This window comes from Neobacillus thermocopriae (genome assembly GCF_010975035.1).
Taxonomy (GTDB): Bacteria; Bacillota; Bacilli; order Bacillales; family Cytobacillaceae; genus Neobacillus; species Neobacillus thermocopriae.
Genome location: NZ_JAAIUV010000002.1, coordinates 170,906 through 190,209, shown reverse-complemented (window position 1 = coordinate 190,209; position 19,304 = coordinate 170,906). Strand labels below are relative to the sequence as shown.

The window sequence follows — 19,304 nt, the reverse complement described above, 5'->3', positions numbered from 1 at the left end:
ACTTCTCCGGCACTACCTTCTTATTTATTCTGAGGAATTACCTGGCAAATAGCGATCCGTTCTTCTGCAATTACTTCCTGCGCCAGTTTTTGTATATCGTTTAATGTAATTTTTTCAAGGCATGGGACTACATCAAATAGATTCATTTCATTAAATGTATATCGAGTAAATTGATTAGCAATATATTCCGGAGAATTGATGGCCCGTAAAAAAGCCCCAATTTTCTTCTTTTTCGTTCGCTCCAATTGTTCTTCTGTAAAAGCGAGGGAATTCTTTGCATCCAATAGGATGGTTTCTAGCCTCTCAGCCAACTGATCCGGATCACTCGTGTCCCCACCAACCATCGCAAATCCAAAACCTTGTTCTTGTGTATAATCAAATGAAAATGTGTCATCTACAAGACCTTCATTATACAGCTGATTATAATTTTCTGAACTTTTACCAAATAGTAATTCAAGAAGGATGTTCATAGACAGTTCATTTTTTAACATCTCTTCACCATACTGTTGGATATGAATGCCTTTAATACCAAGCATGCATTTGGATGTTTGAACATTCATTGGCAATACCGTTTTTTTCTCTGCTACCGAATCCGGTTCTTCTTCAAATTTCCTTTTGATCTCCGGCATATCTTTATAATTCTTTTTGGCCTGATTTTCTTTCACCTGGTTCATGATTTGATCCGGATCCACAGGACCAACCACAAACAATAGCATATTGCTTGGATGGTAAAAAGTATGGTAGCACTCATATAATAAGTCTTTGGTGATATGAGAAATGGATTCAATCGTTCCTGCGATATCAATTTTCACTGGATGATGGTGATAAAGGCTTCCAATTAACCCAAAATATAAACGCCAATCCGGATTATCATCATACATCGTAATTTCCTGACCGATAATTCCTTTTTCTTTTTCTACGGTTTTTTCTGAAAAATAAGGTGATTGCACAAAGTCAATCAATGTTTCCAGGTTTTTCTCTACTTCTGCCGTACTCGAGAACAAATAAGCGGTTCTTGTAAAGGAGGTGAAAGCATTGGCAGATGCACCTTGTTGACTAAACTGTTGAAAAACATCTCCATCTTCTTTTTCAAATAACTTATGCTCTAAAAAATGAGCAATTCCATCCGGAACTGTTACATAATCTTGTTTACCGAAAGGGATAAAGGTATTATCCACTGAACCATACTTAGTAGTAAAAGTTGCATACGTTTTATTAAAACTTTTTTTCGGCAATATATATACATCTAATCCGTTTGGCAATTTCTCGTGATAAAGCTCTTCTTGAAGCTGGTCAAAAGTAATTTTATCCATTAATTGCCTGCCTCCATTCCCGTTAAGAAATAAATCGTATCCATTTTTATTTTATTTGCTACTTCAATAATTTCTTCCCTTGTCGTTTTCTGCATTTCTTGCAGCCATGTTTCCACATCAATTTTTGTACCAGCTACAACATTATGATATAAAATTTCCAACAATCCTCTTGCCGTATCAACCGTTTCCAAAATTTGATTTTGGATAACAGCCTTTGTTTGTTCGAATTCTTGATCGGTAAAATCACCTTTTTTCATGGCTTCCAACTGATCTTTAATAATTCCGACCGCTTGATCATAATTTTTATTATCAATTCCAGACATAACCATCATAATCCCTTTATGGCTTTCAAGACGGCTTGCTGCATAATAGGCTAAGCTCGCTTTTTCACGAACATTGATAAATAGTTTAGAATGTGAAAATCCACCAAAAATTCCATTAAATACTTGGAGAGCAAAATAATCCGGATCACCATAAACAATATTGGTCCGATAACCAATATTTAACTTACCTTGTTTCACATTCTGTTGTTCTTTTATTTCTTTTACATCTGAATCTCTTTGATACTCACCGACTGTTATTTTTTTAGGAGTTCGATCGGCAAATTGGAGTAGACCGGATAGAATGGATTTTACTTCTGCCTCATTTACATCCCCAATCACATACAAATCTAATTCATCTTCGGCAAAAGCTTTTTGGTAATACTCATATAAGTTTTCTGGTGTAATGGCATCAACATCTTCAGCATTTCCATTTACTTGTAAGGCATAAGGCTCATCTTTACACATTTCTTCAATGAGGCGAGCATTAGAATAGCGCATTTTATCATCGTAAATAGATTGGATTCTTTGCTTTAGAGTCCTTTTTTCCATTTCTACCGTTTGTGGGTCAAAACCATTTCCTTTTACATTTGGATTGGTTAAAATTTCAGACAATAACTCTAAACCTTTTTTCAATAATGGAGTGGGATCACTTAGAAATTTTTCATTGGCCATTTCCACGTAAAAACTCATGATATGGTATTCACCCTTTTTAGCTAAATCAACAAAAAGGGTGGCTCCATATAAATCATCTAGATAGGAACGCAAGCCCGCAGTTGTTGGATGGTTTGCTGTGTTCGACTGTAAAACATGAGGAAGAAGTGCCCTTTTAGTAACATCTTCCTTCGTTAAAGGTGCCTTCATTCTCCATACGATCGTATTTGTTTTAAATTTATCTGTTTTTATTACATGAAGTTTATACCCTTGCATTTGAATGATTTTCTCAACGGCAGCTTCCATCAATTTTCCTCCTTTTTAAAGGTCCTCATATATCATATGTAAACAATTTTCTTTATATTTTTTCCATCCTACTAAAACCTATACTAAATTGCATCGTCAAATCAAGTAATAAGAAAAGCAAAAGCCCTGGTAAACAGCGTTTGATATCCTCTCAAAAGCTATCGACTTCGGTCGTGCGATGTTGATGCTGCCGAAGCCTTTCTAAGTGAAGCTCTTCAACTAAGCAATAAGCCGATGACATTTCACTGCTAAATCATAGTTAAAAATCATTTTACTTTCATGTAAAAAAGACCCTCAGTTAAAACTGAGAGTCCTATAATCATGTTTATCTCGTTCCTTTAATATAATGAGTACCTACAGCTTTTGGTGCATCAGCTCGACCAATAAAACCAGTTAGCGCGAGAATGGTTAATACATATGGTGCGATTAATAAATATACGCTTGGAATTTCTTTTAAGAATGGCAAACTAGAGCCAATAATACTAATACTTTGTGCAAAACCAAAGAATAAACCGGCTCCTAGTGCACCAAGTGGATGCCATTTTCCGAAAATCATCGCTGCTAGTGCCATAAATCCTTGGCCACTAATAGTCGCATGGCTGAAATTGGAAGTAATAGCCTGGGCATATACAGCTCCGCCTATTCCACCAAACGCACCAGAAATAATAACACCTAAATAACGCATTTTTGTTACATTAATCCCCATCGTGTCTGCCGCCATCGGATGTTCACCAACTGAGCGTAGACGAAGTCCAAATGGTGTCTTATAAATGATATACCAAACAATCACCGCTGCAATAATAGCGACAAATGAAGTCCAGTAAGTATTTTGGAACAATATTTTTCCGATAAAAGGAATATCCTTTAAAACTGGGATATCAATTTTACTAAAAGGTTGGCTGATGATTCCTGTTTCACCTTTATCATAAATCAGTTTTACAAGAAACAAAGTGAGTCCAGTAGCCAATAAGTTAATCGCCACACCGGATACCGTATGGTCTGCACGGAAAGTGATGGAAGCAACAGCATGCAAAACTGAAAATAATGCTCCAGTCACCATCGCAAACAGAACAGCAATCCAAGGTGTAGCCTCTCCAAATGTATCAGCAAAGGTAAGATTAAATACAATTGCTGAAAAAGCACCGATAACCATTAAACCTTCAAGACCGATATTTACGACACCGGAACGCTCGGAGAAAATACCGCCTAATGCAGTGAAGACAAGTGGAGCAGCCCATAATAAGGTGGATGGAACAACGATCATTAAAATATCCATTAAGCTCACTTTACTTCACCCCTTTCTTACTGAATCGTTCAAGAAATACTCTAATGATATAACTTGAAGCGACAAAGAATACAATCAATGCAATAATAATATTTACTAGTTCATTTGGTACGCCTGCTTCAAGTGGCATGTTTAATGATCCAACTTTTAATATGCCAAATAAGATCGCCGAGAAGAATACTCCTAAAGCTGTATTGGCACCTAATAAAGCAATCGCAATACCTTCAAATCCTACACCAGTAAATCCACCTTTAACAGCAGCATATCCAAATGTGCCCAATCCTTCCATTGCACCGGCCAATCCGGCAAATGCCCCTGAAATGAGCATAGAAAGAATAATGTTTCTATTCACATTCATACCGGCATATTGGGCAGCATGTTGGTTAAACCCTACCGCACGCAATTCGAATCCACGGGTTGTTTTTTCTAATAAGAACCACATAATGAAACAACATATGATGGCTAAGATAATTCCCCAGTGTAAGCGAGAATAGTCCGTCATACTTTGAAGCAGCTCAGAACGTAAAGATGCTGTTTCCTTGACAAGATCTGTTTTGTCACCACTTTTAGATGCCAAAACATTTCTGATGATATAGTTTGTTACGTGTAATGCAATATAGTTCATCATGATCGTAACAATAACTTCATGTACACGAAAACGAGCTTTTAATAAACCTGGTATATACGCCCATAACGCACCAGCAATCATCGCAGCTAAAATGGCTAAAGGTAAATGAATAATACGTGGAAGTTCAAATGCAACTCCCACCCAAACTGCTGCGGTCCAGCCAACGATAAATTGACCTTCAACACCGATATTAAACAAACCAACACGGAAGGCAAATGCTACAGCTAACCCCGCTAAAATGTAAGGAGTAAACTGTCTAATCACTTCTCCAATGTAATAAATATCGCCAAATGCTCCATTCCATAAAGCAATATAGGCAGCAGCCGGATCATAACCACTAGCCAACATAATAATCGTACCAACGAGAATACCAAGTAATACAGCAATAATTGGTGTTAATATATTTGTTAAGCGTTTAGACATGTGCACCCGCTTCCTTTCTATTCGACCCAGCCATTAGCAATCCAAGCTCTTGTTCATCGGTTTCTTTTGGATTGACAATAGCTACAATTTTCCCCTCATAAATTACGGCGATACGGTCACTGACATTCATGATTTCATCCAATTCAAAAGAAACAAGCAAAACAGCTTTTCCTTTATCCCGCTGTTCAATTAACCGTTTATGAATGAATTCAATAGCTCCAACATCTAAACCACGGGTTGGTTGTGCAGCAATCAATAAATCTGGATCCCGATCCACTTCACGACCAATAATCGCCTTTTGTTGGTTACCACCTGAAAGTGCACGGGCTAACGTATATTCACTTGGAGTCCGAACATCAAACTCACGAATCAATTTTTTTGCTTGCTCATAAATCTTATGAAAATTTAACACTCCATTTTTGGAGTAAGGTTTTTGGTAATAGTTTTGTAAAACCATATTTTCCCCTATAGGGAAGTTCAACACCAATCCATGTTTATGACGGTCCTGCGGAATATGACCTACACCAGATTCTGTAATGGTTCTTGGTGAAAGATTAATTAATTCCTTGCCATTTACCTTAATGCTGCCGCTTTCGGCTTTGCGTAATCCAGTGATTGCTTCAATCAATTCCGATTGTCCATTACCATCTATACCAGCAATCCCTACAATCTCACCGGCACGGACTGTTAAATTGAGTCCATTAACCACTGTCACACCACGTGCATCTTTAACAGTTAAATCTTTTACCTCAAGAACATCATGCTTTGGTGTTGCTTCTACCTTTTCTGTTTTAAATACTACTTCTCGACCAACCATCAAACTTGCCAGTTCATTCGGATTGGTTTCACTAACATTAACGGTACCGATGCCCTTACCTTTACGAATAACCGTACAACGATCAGCCACTTCCATAATTTCCTTAAGCTTATGCGTGATCAGGATAATGGATTTTCCTTCCTTAATAAGCGTTTTCATTATTTGTATTAATTCCTTTATTTCCTGAGGGGTTAATACAGCAGTCGGTTCATCAAAAATGAGTATCTCTGCACCACGATATAAAGTTTTTAAAATTTCAACTCTTTGCTGCATACCGACAGAAATATCTGAGATTTTCGCCTGTGGATCAACCGATAAACCATAACGTTCAGAAATTTGACGTACTTCTTGCTCAGCTTTTTTCAAATCGATTTTGCCCGCACTCGTAATCTCTCTACCAAGAATAATGTTTTCAGTGACTGTAAATGTGTCGACAAGCATAAAATGCTGGTGCACCATTCCAATCCCTAAATCATTTGCAACATTCGGATTTGAAATTTTTACTGGAGTTCCTTTTACCCGGATTTCCCCACCATCTGGTTGATATAATCCGAATAGAACGTTCATTAGAGTCGATTTCCCTGCACCATTTTCACCGAGTAATGCATGAATTTCCCCTTTTTTTAATTGCAAAGTAATGTTATCATTCGCAACAAAATTTCCAAATTCTTTACGAATGTTGAGCATTTCTATTACATATTCCATTATTCTCACTCCCTGTAATGAAGGTAGATGGAAATTATGACCAATAGCTGTAAGAGGTCAGACCTTTCCAGGTTTTAAAAAAACAGGGAATTTTCCCCACTCTAAAACCTTAAGTGAATGGCAGAAAACCATTCTGCACTTCACTTAAAATTTCATCAAGCAGGAATAAACAGTTGAAGAAAAATTCTGCTTATTCCTGCCATTATTATTTCATTACTTTACGCTAAATGATTTCAACTCTTCTCGGGTGCCAGGAACCTTAACATCTCCGGATTTAATCTTTTCAATCCAATCCTTAACAGCGGATTCGATATCAGCTTTGTTAGCAACTTTATCATTAATTGGTGCTAAGCCAACACCATCTTCCTGAAGTCCATATAATACAATTTCACCACCAGGGAAGTTGCCGTCTTTTGCTTTTGTTGCAAGGTCTTGCACCGCAACATCAACACGCTTAAGAGCAGATGTTAAGACAATTTCAGGTCCCATGTCAGCTTGGTCACGGTCCACACCGATTGCCCAAAAATCTTTATCTGGTGCTTTCGCCTTACGGTCAGATGCTTCTTTAAATAATCCATTACCGGTTGCACCTGCTGCGTGGAAAATCACATCTGCACCAGAAGAATACATTTTCGAAGCAATGGATTGTCCCACTTCAGCTTTATCAAATGCTCCAGCATATTGAACATCTACTTGTACTTCAGGTTTAGCTGCTTTTACACCTGCTAAGAATCCAGATTCAAAACGTTCGATAACAGGAATTTCCATTCCTCCGATAAAACCGATGTGATTTGTTTTGGTCGTAAGTGCGGCAGCTACCCCAGCAAGGAATGCTGCTTCTTGCTCCTTAAATAGAATGCTTGCAACGTTTGGTTGTTGTACTTCTGCATCAACAATCGCAAAATGTGCATCTTTTTGTTGTTGCGCAATTTCTTCTACAGCAGCTTGCATTAAGAAACCAATTCCATATACTAAATCAAAATCTTGACGAACTAATGTATTTAAGTTAGTTGCATAATCAGCATCAGACTTAGATTGGATGTAATCATAACCACCTTTACCTTTTTCTAAGCCATTTTCTTTACCAAAGTTTTGAAGTCCTTCCCATGCAGATTGGTTAAAGGATTTGTCATCAACACCGCCAACGTCAGTTACCATTGCTACAGAGAAATTGTCTTTCTTTTCTCCACCTTTTTCACCGCCGTTGTCGTCTGCTTTTCCACATGCCCCTAAAAGTGTCCCAGCAGTAAGAACCATTGAAAGTGCCATACCAATTTTACGCTTTTTCAAGGTTTTTTACCCCCTAAGAAAATGTTGTTTGATTAAGTAGAAATGTCAAAGTCTGGATTCGCTGCATTTCCATAATAAATTAATCGCGTTTCCTAAGTACATGAAAGCGAAACTTATCCGCCTTAAAATAGTTTACCGAAAATAGGACTGGTTCATCCATTTCATCGAAATGCATTTGTTTAAGAACTAATAATGCCGTCTCAGGATCACATTCTAAAATTGGGGAAATCTTTTCGTGATAACCAATTGGTTCAATCTGGGCAACCGCATATGTAATTCTTTTATTTGCTTCCACATCTAAAATATTAAAGATAGACTCCTCTTCATGTGAAAAGGTATCTGGTAAAATTCGGGCAGGTACCTTGTCAATACAATAGACGACTGGTTCCCCATTGGCGGTTCTTACCCTCTCAATCACGACCATTTCCTCAGTTTCAGAACATGAGAACCGACGAATGTCCTCTTCGGTAGGATCTTGTTTCGTGGAACTTAAGAAAATAGTCCCAGGTTTCATGCCGACTTGTTTAATCATGTCAGTGACACTGTTTAACTGTTCAATTCCTGAAGTGAACAGTGGTTTTGAGTTAACAAAAGTTCCCACTCCATGACGCCTAATGATAACGTTTTCTTCCTCTAGTATACGCAAAGCTTCTCGAAGTGTTGCCCTGCTAACTCCGAGCTGTTTAGCAAGATCAAATTCTGAGGGTAATTTTTCTTTTTCTTTATATACCCCTTTTTCAATATCTTGTTTCAGGTGATCAATGACTTGTAAATATAAATGCCGGTTATCTGACTTTATTGACATGTGCAACCTCCAGCCTTTTCCTAAGACATCAGACCTCTGATATCATTCCTACTAATCGAACTAATATTACCATGTTTTATGCGAGAAATAAATAGAATTTTGATGAATTTGTCGAAAAAAGGCATATTGTTTGCAAATGTCCTAATTCTTCTATTTTTTTCATTATTAGGTCTGATATAATTAAATTTCGTTATTCCTATTTTCCTGTTTTGATGTATGATTTATAGTATCATTTTACTGTAAATCATTGTCTAATAGTCCTAAAATAGTAAAAAAAAACAAGGACCATGTAGCCCTTGTTAAGAACTTTTCTCTTCATTATTTTTAGAAATTAATACAGCTCGTGGTTTGCTCCCTTCATACGGTCCAACCACACCGCGAAGCTCCATTTCATCAATGAGACGTGCTGCCCTTGTGTATCCGATGCGGAATCTACGTTGAAGCATGGATACAGAAGCTGTTTGCATTTCCACTACTAATTCAACAGCCTCGTCATATAATTCATCATCGACCTCTCCAGTAGCCTCCGGAATGTCATCAGGAATCATTTCCTCCTGATATTGAGCCTTTTGTTGTGAAATGACAAACTGCACCACATCCTCCACTTCTTGGTCAGATAAGAATGCACCTTGGACACGGAGTGGCTTGGTGGCCCCAACCGGCATGAATAGCATGTCCCCTCTACCGAGAAGTTTTTCGGCCCCTCCCATATCTAAGATCGTTCTAGAATCCGTTGCACTTGAAACTGCAAAAGCAATACGGGAAGGAATATTGGCCTTAATAACTCCAGTGATGACATCTACCGATGGTCTTTGAGTGGCGATAATTAAGTGAATGCCAGCAGCACGAGCCATTTGGGCAAGTCGGGTAATTGCGTCTTCTACATCTGAAGATGCCACCATCATTAAATCGGCTAACTCATCTACAATAACTACGATATATGGTAATAGAGGTTGTTGATCATTTTCCTCAAGATTATGTTTTCTAATATGATCATTATAGCCTTCAATGTTACGTGTCCCTGAATAGGAAAATAATTCATATCTTCTTTCCATTTCACTAACTACTTTTTTCAATGCCTGCGAAGCTTTCTTTGCATCCGTTACTACAGGTGCGAGCAAATGAGGAATTCCGTTGTACACATTTAGTTCAACCATTTTCGGATCAATCATCATCAATTTTACCTCATGTGGTTTTGCCCGCATTAAAATACTTGTAATAATCCCGTTGATGCATACACTCTTCCCACTACCGGTAGCCCCGGCAACGAGAAGATGCGGCATTTTATTTAATTCAGCAACAACGGCTTCCCCTGTAATATCTCTTCCTAATCCAATTAACAGTTTTGACTCTGGTTTATTATGATGGGTAGCTTCTAGTACTTCTCTTAAGGAAACCATCGCTATTTCCGAATTCGGGACTTCGATACCAATCGCTGATTTACCGGGGATCGGTGCTTCAATTCGGATATCTTTAGCAGCAAGCGCCAACGCTAAATCATCACTTAGGCTGACAATTTTACTTACTTTCACACCTACATCAGGATGAACCTCATATTTTGTGACTGCGGGTCCTAAGTGTACTTGTGTGACTCGTGCTTTTACACCGAAGCTTTGGAAGGTTCTTTCCAACTTAGCAGCATTTTTGTTAATCAGCTCGTATTCCCCGCTTTGGTCGGTTTTCTTTGGCCGTTTTAATAGCTTAAGTGGCGGTAGCTGATAATCGACATTTTCCACCTCGGTAAAGGTCATTGGAGGAGTAGAATCCTCCTCCGGTTCTTCCTGTTTTTTTGTCTTTGCCTTTGGCTGTTCTTTTGCATTCTCCGTTTTATGGGCTTCCGTATCTGGATAAGCTCGATCGGCAAAGTTTGATATAATTGGTTCCGGTACAACCGAAACCTCATTTTCATTCAATTTTGCCGCATCATGAATGGACTCTTGATCATTCTGCCCACTTTGCTGCTTTTGGTTTTTCTCTATTTGTTTGTGTTTTCTACGATCTTGTTGTTTTTGTTTCCAGTCAGACACATCTGACTTAAATGCAGCCCATTGTGTTTTAATAAAATCTAGAATAGTAAGTATGATTTTTCCAACAAAATCGCCAAATGATTTTCCTGTTAAGAGAATAAAACCGATAATGATGAAAATAAAAGCAATGATTTTCGTACCTGTTTCTGCAAAAAGGTAATGGAATAAGGCAAAAAGAATTGCCCCAAGAATTCCTCCTCCGAGATCAGTTGTACTCGTGTCACCGCGAACTTCCATCATAAACAACTCCCAAGTATTTGCGATCACACTTGGGTTATTAAAATTTCCTTCTTTGGTAAGTAAATGAAATAGTGTCACATGACTTAATAATAGAATAGCGGAAACAACAAAGTAACTACCTACTAATTTAATTTGAAATAGGAATGGTATTTCCCTTTTCCACATTAAAAAAATACTTAAAAATAACAGTCCCAACAAACCTAGCATATACCATTCTCCCATCCAAAAACGGAAGAATAGTACCGTTCCCCTTCCAACAACTCCAAGCTTCGCAATGGCTATTATGGCTAATGCTAGGATTGCTAGAGCCGATAGTTCATATTGAACGGTCCTCTTAAGTTGTTGATCACTTCTTTTTGGTTGTCTTTTCTTTTTTTTGGCCATTTCATCACCTATATTTTAAATACTATAAACTTTTACATTATCTTCAAGAAAAAGGAAGAAAGCAGCCTTATGAATGGCTGCTCTTGTATTTATAACCTTATTATACCATAATTTCATCCTACATTTACTGTACGGGATCAAGATTTGAAAAAGAAATTTTTGATCCTGGTGATAAATTGGCATGTAAATAATGCTGTGGATCACTACTCAATATCCGTAATACTTGAACATTTTGCTGATCGACCGGTTCTACGAGCAATGGAATCCCTTGATAGGAAACCATTTGTTGTTTTTCATAGGCGTTTCCATCATAAGGAAATATTAATTCATGGGGCATCATCGTATATAAAATCATTGAATCAGCCCCTCTTTTTTATCCTTCCTTAACTCAATTAATTCATATAATTTCTTCATGGCCTGACCAATCCCTCCTACTTCATCTATCAGACCATATTTCACTGCATCCGGACCAATTACATTTGTACCAATATCTCTTGTTAAATTCCCTTTGGCAAACATTAAATCCTTAAAGGTTTCTTCCGAAATTTTCGAATGCTTCGTAACAAAATTGACAACCCTCTCTTGCATTTTGTCCAAGTATTCAAAAGTTTGAGGTACGCCAATGACCAAACCAGTTAATCGAATCGGATGGATGGTCATCGTTGCGGTTTCTGCGATAAAGGAATAATTACAAGAAACAGCAATAGGTACACCGATAGAATGTCCTCCACCTAATACGATGGAAACAGTTGGTTTGGATAAGGTGGCAAGCATTTCAGATATTGCCAATCCTGCTTCCACGTCACCTCCCACCGTATTTAAAACAATTAAAACACCTTCAATATTTGGGTTTTGTTCAATGGCGACCAACTGTGGAATAATATGTTCGTATTTGGTTGTTTTATTTTGCGGCGGTAGTGCCATATGTCCTTCTATTTGACCGACAATCGTTAAACAATGTATTTTAGAATCGGAGGAAAGCTGAGGTACATTGGTTTGTCCTAACTGTTGAATTTTTTCCATTAATGGTGATGAAGGCTTTTCCTCTTTTTGAGGCTCCCCGCCTTCTTGTGTACCAGCATTATTTTTAAACCAATCGTATTTCATCATTATTCTCCCTTCAGGCATGATATGGATTAGTATTTACGTATCGGAGAAAAAAATCCCACCAGAATAGAAAAAGGTACCGGATTTTCCGATACCTTTTCTTATTAAACCTCCATAATAATTGGCAAAATCATTGGTCTTCGTTTTGTTTTTTCAAAGAGATAACGGCTCAGATCATCTCTGATTTCCTGCTTTAAGCTTGACCATTCAAACGATCCTTTTGCCAGATTCTCCTCGACAATTTCACGAACTAATTTAGTGGAATCACCCATTAGTTTTTCCGACTCTCGAACATAAACAAAACCTCTTGATATGATTTCTGGTCCTGCGGCTATATTTTTTTCTTGCTTCGTTAATGTAACGACCACAATTAAAATTCCATCTTGTGATAGAAGCTTTCGATCTCTTAAAACGATATTCCCAACATCACCGACACCTATTCCGTCGATTAACACATTTCCAGATGGTACCTTTCCAGTAACAGCAAAGGTCCTACCTTTCCATTCCACCACATCTCCACAGTCAGGAATAATAATCTGCTCATCCTTTAGGCCGCAATCCAAGGCAATTTTCCGATGAGCTTTCAGCATTCTATATTCCCCATGAACCGGAATAAAGAATTTTGGCTGCATCAGGTTAATCATAAATTTTAATTCTTCCTGGCTACCATGACTAGATACATGAATTGTCCGCTTTCCAGTGATGACATTCGCCCCTGCTCTAAATAGCATATCAACCGTTTTATATAAAAACAATTCGCTCCCTCGAAGTGGTGAGCTAGCAATTAACACGGTATCACCTTTTTGAATATTCAAGAGTTTATGCTGCTGTTTTGCCATTTTTTGAAGGGCCTCAATTGGTTCTCCTTGACTTCCGGTCATTAAAACAACGATTTCCCGATCCTCGTAATCTTTAATTTGATCGATGGAAATAATTAATTCGTCATCTACTTCCAAATAGCCTAAATCTAATGCGATATGATATATTCTTTCCAAACTTTTTCCAACAACAGCTACTTTTCGATTATTTTCTTTTGCCACATCAAAAATATGTTGAATTCGGTTGATGTCTGATGCAAAACAGGCAGCAATGATTCTTCCTTGAGCATTATAAAAAGCATTGGACCATTCATGTTTAACAATGGATTCTGAAGCTGTATAACCCGGTTTCTCAGCTTCCGTACTATCAGACAATAAACATAGAACACCTTGTTCACCTATAGCTGCCATTTTTCCAATTTCCGGACGATAAAACTTTGTAGCAGCTTGATCAAACTTAAAATCACCGGTATATACAATAATTCCTTCCGATGTATGGATACATACACCTACAGAATCCGGAATGCTATGGTTCGTTCTAAAGAAACTAACATTTACGGAATCTAGCTCTACGATTGTATTCGAATCAATCTCAATAAAATTGGTTTTTTCCTGATAGTCTTGTTCTTTTAATTTGGCATGTGCCAAAGCCAATGTCAATTTCGTTCCATAAACAGGAACATTGATTTGCCGTAAAACGTAGGAAAGGGCACCAATATGATCTTCATGCCCATGAGTTAAAAAGATGGCTTTCACTCGTTCTTCGTTTTCTTTGAGATATGTAATATCTGGGATAACCATATCGATGCCTAGCATTTCTTCCTCGGGGAACATTATGCCAGCATCAATGATAATAATGTCCTCGTCCACTTCCACAAGGTACATGTTTTTTCCGATTTCTCCTACCCCACCAAGTGCAATGAACTTGATGGATTGATTCTTTTTATTTATCACAATCCGTTTCCTCCTATGTTGAACTAAAGCCGACCGAAATCAGTTACGTTTATTATACTTGAAACCGGAAAGCCTTTACAACCAAAAACAAAATCGATTGGAATCCATAAAAATGAAAAACCAACCGAATAATTCGGTTGGTCACCTATAGTATCTATTTTTTATATAATACATCGATTAATGCTGACCGTTCCTGTTCATTTAAACCAACAAGCGGCAGCCGAACAGTTCCTACATCTAAACCTTTCAGTTGTAAAGCGGTTTTAACTGGTGCTGGACTTGGAGCAGCAAAAAGTGCCTTCATAATTGGTAACAGCTCTTGATGAAGTTTAGCAGCACTTCTATGATCTCCATCCAAAAATGCCTTAATCATTTGTTGCATTTCATTTCCGATAATGTGTGATGCAACAGATACGATTCCTGCGCCACCTATAGCTAAAACAGGAAGGGTTAGCCCATCATCTCCACTGTATAAAGCAAAATTCTCATCTGTATTTGCTATGATGGTTGTCATTGCATTTAAATCCCCACTTGCTTCCTTGACTGCCACAATATTTGGGATTTTTGATAGTCGGATAATTGTCTCTGGTTGAATATTAACAACCGCTCTGCCTGGAATATTATAAAGCATTACAGGAAGCGTGGTAGATTCCGCAACTGCTTTAAAGTGCTGATATAAACCTTCCTGATTCGGCTTATTATAATATGGGGCTACTAGCATGATCCCATCTACACCAATTTGTTCCGCTTTTTTTGTCAATTCTATCGATGAGTAAGTGTTATTACTACCAGTACCGGCAATAACCGGAACTCTTTTATTAACCACTTTTACAACATGCTGAAATAAAGCAAGTTTTTCTTCTTTTGATAATGTTGGTGATTCACCTGTTGTTCCAGCAACAACAAGTGAATCCGTACCATTTTCTATTAAATAATTGACTAACTTTGTTGTCTTGGCAAAGTCAATATGCCCTTTATTATCAAAGGGTGTGACCATTGCCGTGGACACTCGCCCGAAATGAGACATTTTAAATGCTCCTTTACTTAAATGTTGCCATATTCTACGAAGTAATGGTTAATCGGTTGATCATTTGCCACCTTCGTAGCAAATCAACCTAGAGCTAAGTCAAAGCCCATAGTCATTTCACTTGAAGCATTTTACCAATTTGACTGATTATATTCAAATGATTCTACTTCCAATTGAAAAGCATCATGGAGCGCATTGACTGATTTAATCAAGTCTTCTTGCTTTACTAGTACCCAAATAGTTGTATGGCTATCAGCTGACTGTAATATTCTTATCCCTTGATCAGATAGAGCCGTAACAATTTTTGAAGTGACCCCAGGGACACCAGCAATTCCTGCTCCTACCACGGAAACTTTAGCACAGTGACGTTCAACCACTGGCTCATGTCCTAGTTCATTCAAGACACGAATGGCCTTTTCAGTCATCTCCTCACTGACAGTATACACAACGCCGTTAGGTGAGATATTAATAAAATCTACACTTATATTTTCATTGGCCATCCCTTTAAATACTTCAGCTTGCAGGTAATATTGATCTTTCTTTGCAAACACCTTAATTTGAGTAACATTTGAAACATGGGCAATGCCAGTTACTAATCGTTCTTTAATATCAGTACCACGATTATTTTTATTTAAGGATGTAACTAACGTTCCCATGGAATCTGAATACGTTGAACGAATTCGAATGGGTACCTTCGCCTGCATGGCGATTTCGACCGCTCTTGGATGAATTACTTTCGCACCTTGATAGGCCATGTTGCAAACCTCAGTATAAGTAACAACGGAAAGTGGACGTGCATTTTCAACAATTCTCGGGTCAGCGGTCATGATTCCTTCCACATCTGTAAAAATATCAATCCATTCAGCGTTTAAAGCTGCCCCTAACGCAGCAGCGGAGGTATCACTTCCACCTCGTCCAATGGTAGTGACATCTCCGTTTTTTGCCGCACCTTGAAATCCTGCGACAACTACGACATCATGGTGCTCAAGTTCCCTTAGTAACCGGTCACATTTCATCTCCATTATTTTTGCATTGGTGTGATCATTATTGGTTCTGAATCCGGCTTGTGCTCCAGTTAACGCCGTAGCATGAATTCCACTTTCAAGCAGCATATTGGTAAAAACGATACTTGAAATAACTTCTCCACAGGACATTAGTATATCTAGTTCCCGTTTAGTAAGTTTACTTCCATTTCCACCGATTAGTGATAAAAGGGTGTCGGTAGCATAGGGATCTCCCTTTCTCCCCATAGCTGAAACAACCACTACAACCTTATAGCCATCAGCTAATGCCTTTTCAATATGTCTTTGTGCATGTTTTCTGCTATTCTCATCCTTGACAGATGTACCGCCAAATTTTTGTACGATGATTTTCATAATTAACCTGCCTTTAATGAAAACATTTATTTTACTAGACCTAATTCGATTAATCTCTCAGCAATTTGCACTGAATTCCAAGCTGCGCCTTTTAAAAGGTTATCGGAAACAACCCACATATGGAAGCCACGTGGTTCATCAAGATCTTTTCTAATTCTTCCAACAAAAACCTCATTTTTCCCTACACAATCAGCCGGCATTGGATACAATTGATTTTCTGGTTCATCTTGTAAAACAACACCAGGTGCATCTTTTAATACTTCTTTAATTTCTTGGGCTGTTACATGTTCTGATTCAATTTCAAAGTATACAGACTCTGAATGCCCAACTGCAATAGGGAGACGGACACAAGTTGCAGCAACTTGCAAGTCTGGTAAATGCATGATTTTCTTCGTTTCGTTAATCATTTTCATTTCTTCAAAAGTAAAATCATTTTCCTGAAATTTGTCAATTTGCGGAATGGCATTAAATGCGATTTGATAATGTTTATTATCTGATTTTACTGGCAGGATATTTGGTTCATAGTTTTCTTTATTCAAGATCGCTTTTGTCTGATCCATTAGTTCTTCTACAGCAGCCGCTCCTGCACCGGAAACAGCCTGATAGGTGGATACAATAACCTTTTTAAGGCCAAACTTTTGGCGAATAGGTTCGAGGGCGACAACCATTTGAATGGTAGAGCAGTTCGGATTAGCGATAATTCCTTTATGATGATACAAGTCACTTTCGTTCACTTCTGGTACAACTAAAGGTACATCAGTTTCCATACGAAAGGCACTTGTATTATCAACCACAACGGCACCGCGCTTAACAGCCTCAGGAGCAAGTTCCTTAGATACACTGCCACCCGCACTGAACAAGGCAATATCCACTCCTTCAAAACTATCAGGAGTTGCCTCTTGTACGGTATATTCCTCACCGTTCACATTTACCTTTTTTCCAGCAGAACGAGCGGAAGAAAGTAAGGTTAATTTTCCAATAGGAAATTTTTCCTTCATTAAAGTTTGAATCATTTGTTGCCCTACTGCACCAGTTGCTCCAACTACTGCGACATGAAACCCTTTTTGACTCATTCTAGTTCCCCTTTCCAATCTCTACGCTGGTTATTTCCACTGAAAATAGTTTTGATGCCAGCATACTATTTTATTGTATTGGTAAACCATCTCAGTCGGTTAAGGAAAAAACCCACTGATTCATGATTAATTTATTTTAACATATTCCAATGAAGAAATAACCATTTAAGTACTTGGGGAAAAGGATTTTACTCTCCATCTTTATATCTTTCAATTAAAACAGGTTGGAGTTGCCTACCCTCTAAAGCTGCCTTTACTGTATCTATTAACAGAGTCATTCTCGCTACCATCGAATTGGGCTTATTAATTGGATCATCCTGTCCATAAGGGATGAAGTAAATATTTTTTGTCGCCATCAGCCGCATCAAATTTACTCCATTTAGACCAAGTGCATCATTAGTAGAAATACCAAGTACAACAGGTTTTAAGTTACGCAAAGTAGCTTTTGCTGCCATTAATACAGGACTGTCATTGATGGCATTTGCAAATTTACTCATAGAGACACCCGTTAATGGGGCGATGACCATACAATCGAGTGGATATTTAGGGCCTAATGGTTCTGCTTTTACAATCGAATCGATTACTGTATTGCCTGTTAATTCCTCAATACGCTGTACCCAATTCTCCCCCTTTCCAAACCGGGTATCAGTATTTTTCACAGTAAATGTAACAATAGGTACTACCTCCGCTCCCTCTTGAACTAGTTTTTCAATTTCGGGAAAAACGGCATCATACGTACAGTGAGATCCAGTTAAGCCAAAACCAATTCTCTTCCCTTTTAAACTCATTAATTATTTCCCCTTTCTGTTAACTAAGTCCTCTTGGAGCAGTTGAGATAGAACATCGGCTAAAATTTGCCCAGCCGTTTTTGGCGCAACAATACCTGGCAGGCTCGGAGCAAGTAATGCTTTAATCCCCCTTTTTTCCGCATATCGGAAATCTGTACCTCCAGGTTTAGAAGCAATATCAATAACAAGCGTGTGTGCTGGAAGCTTGGCGATAACTGCCGCACTGACAACTAGTTTCGGAATAGTATTGATTAAAATATCGGTATCCGTTACCTCTTTTTCAATATTGCTTAAGTGAAAGGGTGTCACACCCATTTCGGTAATTCTAGCAAGATGTTCACTTCTTCTAGCGCCTACTTTTACTTTTGCTCCTAACCCATGGAACGCTCTTGCAATACTCATTCCACAGCGTCCAAGTCCAAGTATGGTTACGTTAGAACCATGGATGGTGAAATCCGTATGCTGGATAGCCATCATGATCGTTCCTTCCACAGTTGGAATGGAATTATAAATAGCCACATCATCACGTGAAAACAATTGAACCAATTTTCTCTTAGCCGCTTTCACAATACCATTTAAATAGGCATTACTAATTCCTGAATAAATCGTACAGTGTTCAGGCGTTTTTAAGAGAATGTCCTCTGTTAAAACAACCTTCTCATTTGAAAAAATCGTTTCTATTTGTCCTTCTAAATTCGTTCCAGCTACTGGTAAAATAATGGCATCTATATTTGAAAAATCAACTTCATTTATTTTTTCCTTTACAGCACCAGTGAAGGCATGATCAAGTTGTTCGAAGCCAATAAGTGAAATACGCGCATCTAATTCAGTTAACTTTCGGATAATTTCCAGCTGCCTGGCATCTCCACCAATGACGGCTATTTGCATCCCTGTCAGCATGAAAACATTCACCTTCTTTTTTATTATCCATTTGGCATTCAATAGCTCTTATCACTTCAACATC

General features: G+C 38.1%; 16 protein-coding genes. All 16 read right to left on the bottom strand.

The window, feature by feature from the left end:
* Positions 1–20: 20 nt before the first annotated feature.
* The 16 genes from yfmH to dpaA all read right to left on the bottom strand — a co-directional run bounded on the left by yfmH (position 21) and on the right by dpaA (position 19,240).
* The gene (gene yfmH / locus G4Z05_RS02295; RefSeq protein WP_163250281.1) at positions 21–1,313 is read right to left on the bottom strand and encodes an EF-P 5-aminopentanol modification-associated protein YfmH; all 1,293 of its coding nucleotides are present in this window, start codon (positions 1,311–1,313) and stop codon (positions 21–23) included.
* Positions 1,313–2,593, bottom strand: a complete 1,281-nt coding sequence (yfmF, locus tag G4Z05_RS02290) for an EF-P 5-aminopentanol modification-associated protein YfmF (protein WP_163250280.1) — start codon at positions 2,591–2,593, stop codon at positions 1,313–1,315. Before yfmF ends, yfmH begins: the two co-directional genes overlap by 1 nt.
* 325 nt (positions 2,594–2,918) lie before the next feature.
* Entirely contained in the window at positions 2,919–3,878 is a 960-nt protein-coding gene (locus G4Z05_RS02285) for an ABC transporter permease (RefSeq protein ID WP_163250279.1), read from the bottom strand.
* Position 3,879: 1 nt separating this feature from the next.
* The gene (locus tag G4Z05_RS02280) at positions 3,880–4,929 is read right to left on the bottom strand and encodes an ABC transporter permease (RefSeq protein WP_163250278.1); all 1,050 of its coding nucleotides are present in this window, start codon (positions 4,927–4,929) and stop codon (positions 3,880–3,882) included.
* Positions 4,922–6,451 (bottom strand): ABC transporter ATP-binding protein, encoded by a 1,530-nt coding sequence (locus G4Z05_RS02275; RefSeq protein WP_163250277.1) that lies wholly within the window; start codon positions 6,449–6,451, stop codon positions 4,922–4,924. Before G4Z05_RS02275 ends, G4Z05_RS02280 begins: the two co-directional genes overlap by 8 nt.
* A gap of 213 nt (positions 6,452–6,664) precedes the next feature.
* Positions 6,665–7,741 carry a BMP family lipoprotein gene (locus G4Z05_RS02270; protein WP_163250276.1) on the bottom strand — a complete coding sequence of 359 codons (1,077 nt, stop codon included), beginning with the start codon at positions 7,739–7,741 and terminating at the stop codon, positions 6,665–6,667.
* A gap of 79 nt (positions 7,742–7,820) precedes the next feature.
* Positions 7,821–8,546 (bottom strand): GntR family transcriptional regulator, encoded by a 726-nt coding sequence (locus G4Z05_RS02265; RefSeq protein WP_163250275.1) that lies wholly within the window; start codon positions 8,544–8,546, stop codon positions 7,821–7,823.
* Positions 8,547–8,845: 299 nt separating this feature from the next.
* Positions 8,846–11,197 (bottom strand): DNA translocase FtsK, encoded by a 2,352-nt coding sequence (locus G4Z05_RS02260; RefSeq protein WP_163250274.1) that lies wholly within the window; start codon positions 11,195–11,197, stop codon positions 8,846–8,848.
* Positions 11,198–11,321: 124 nt separating this feature from the next.
* Positions 11,322–11,552: a YlzJ-like family protein gene (locus G4Z05_RS02255; protein ID WP_163250273.1), complete on the bottom strand. Its 231-nt coding sequence runs from the start codon at positions 11,550–11,552 to the stop codon at positions 11,322–11,324.
* The gene (locus G4Z05_RS02250) at positions 11,549–12,304 is read right to left on the bottom strand and encodes a ClpP family protease (RefSeq protein WP_163250272.1); all 756 of its coding nucleotides are present in this window, start codon (positions 12,302–12,304) and stop codon (positions 11,549–11,551) included. Before G4Z05_RS02250 ends, G4Z05_RS02255 begins: the two co-directional genes overlap by 4 nt.
* Positions 12,305–12,408: 104 nt before the next feature.
* Positions 12,409–14,076, bottom strand: a complete 1,668-nt coding sequence (locus G4Z05_RS02245; RefSeq protein WP_163250271.1) for a ribonuclease J — start codon at positions 14,074–14,076, stop codon at positions 12,409–12,411.
* A 154-nt stretch (positions 14,077–14,230) separates the two neighbouring features.
* The gene (dapA, locus tag G4Z05_RS02240) at positions 14,231–15,103 is read right to left on the bottom strand and encodes a 4-hydroxy-tetrahydrodipicolinate synthase (RefSeq protein WP_163250270.1); all 873 of its coding nucleotides are present in this window, start codon (positions 15,101–15,103) and stop codon (positions 14,231–14,233) included.
* Between the two features lie 131 nt (positions 15,104–15,234).
* Positions 15,235–16,479 carry an aspartate kinase gene (gene dapG / locus G4Z05_RS02235; RefSeq protein WP_163250269.1) on the bottom strand — a complete coding sequence of 415 codons (1,245 nt, stop codon included), beginning with the start codon at positions 16,477–16,479 and terminating at the stop codon, positions 15,235–15,237.
* Between the two features lie 26 nt (positions 16,480–16,505).
* Positions 16,506–17,552, bottom strand: a complete 1,047-nt coding sequence (gene asd, locus G4Z05_RS02230) for an aspartate-semialdehyde dehydrogenase (protein WP_163250268.1) — start codon at positions 17,550–17,552, stop codon at positions 16,506–16,508.
* 188 nt (positions 17,553–17,740) lie between these two features.
* On the bottom strand, positions 17,741–18,340 hold the full coding sequence (locus G4Z05_RS02225) for a dipicolinate synthase subunit B (protein WP_163250267.1): 600 nt from the start codon (positions 18,338–18,340) through the stop codon (positions 17,741–17,743).
* Positions 18,341–18,343: 3 nt separating this feature from the next.
* A complete protein-coding gene (dpaA, locus tag G4Z05_RS02220) occupies positions 18,344–19,240 on the bottom strand; it encodes a dipicolinic acid synthetase subunit A (protein ID WP_163250266.1) in 897 nt (298 codons plus the stop codon).
* Positions 19,241–19,304 lie beyond the last annotated feature (64 nt).

Excerpts from the sequence above, each read along its gene's own strand:
- dapG (WP_163250269.1), bottom strand. The coding sequence starts at position 16,479 with ATGAAAATCATCGTACAAAAATTTGGCGGTACATCTGTCAAGGATGAG.
- G4Z05_RS02280 (WP_163250278.1), bottom strand. The coding sequence starts at position 4,929 with ATGTCTAAACGCTTAACAAATATATTAACACCAATTATTGCTGTATTA.
- G4Z05_RS02260 (WP_163250274.1), bottom strand. The coding sequence starts at position 11,197 with ATGGCCAAAAAAAAGAAAAGACAACCAAAAAGAAGTGATCAACAACTT.
- yfmF (WP_163250280.1), bottom strand. The coding sequence starts at position 2,593 with ATGGAAGCTGCCGTTGAGAAAATCATTCAAATGCAAGGGTATAAACTT.
- G4Z05_RS02250 (WP_163250272.1), bottom strand. The coding sequence starts at position 12,304 with ATGAAATACGATTGGTTTAAAAATAATGCTGGTACACAAGAAGGCGGG.
- asd (WP_163250268.1), bottom strand. The coding sequence starts at position 17,552 with ATGAGTCAAAAAGGGTTTCATGTCGCAGTAGTTGGAGCAACTGGTGCA.
- yfmH (WP_163250281.1), bottom strand. The coding sequence starts at position 1,313 with ATGGATAAAATTACTTTTGACCAGCTTCAAGAAGAGCTTTATCACGAG.
- G4Z05_RS02265 (WP_163250275.1), bottom strand. The coding sequence starts at position 8,546 with ATGTCAATAAAGTCAGATAACCGGCATTTATATTTACAAGTCATTGAT.
- dpaA (WP_163250266.1), bottom strand. The coding sequence starts at position 19,240 with ATGCTGACAGGGATGCAAATAGCCGTCATTGGTGGAGATGCCAGGCAG.
- G4Z05_RS02275 (WP_163250277.1), bottom strand. The coding sequence starts at position 6,451 with ATGGAATATGTAATAGAAATGCTCAACATTCGTAAAGAATTTGGAAAT.
- G4Z05_RS02255 (WP_163250273.1), bottom strand. The coding sequence starts at position 11,552 with ATGATTTTATATACGATGATGCCCCATGAATTAATATTTCCTTATGAT.
- G4Z05_RS02225 (WP_163250267.1), bottom strand. The coding sequence starts at position 18,340 with ATGAGTTTAAAAGGGAAGAGAATTGGTTTTGGCTTAACTGGATCTCAC.
- dapA (WP_163250270.1), bottom strand. The coding sequence starts at position 15,103 with ATGTCTCATTTCGGGCGAGTGTCCACGGCAATGGTCACACCCTTTGAT.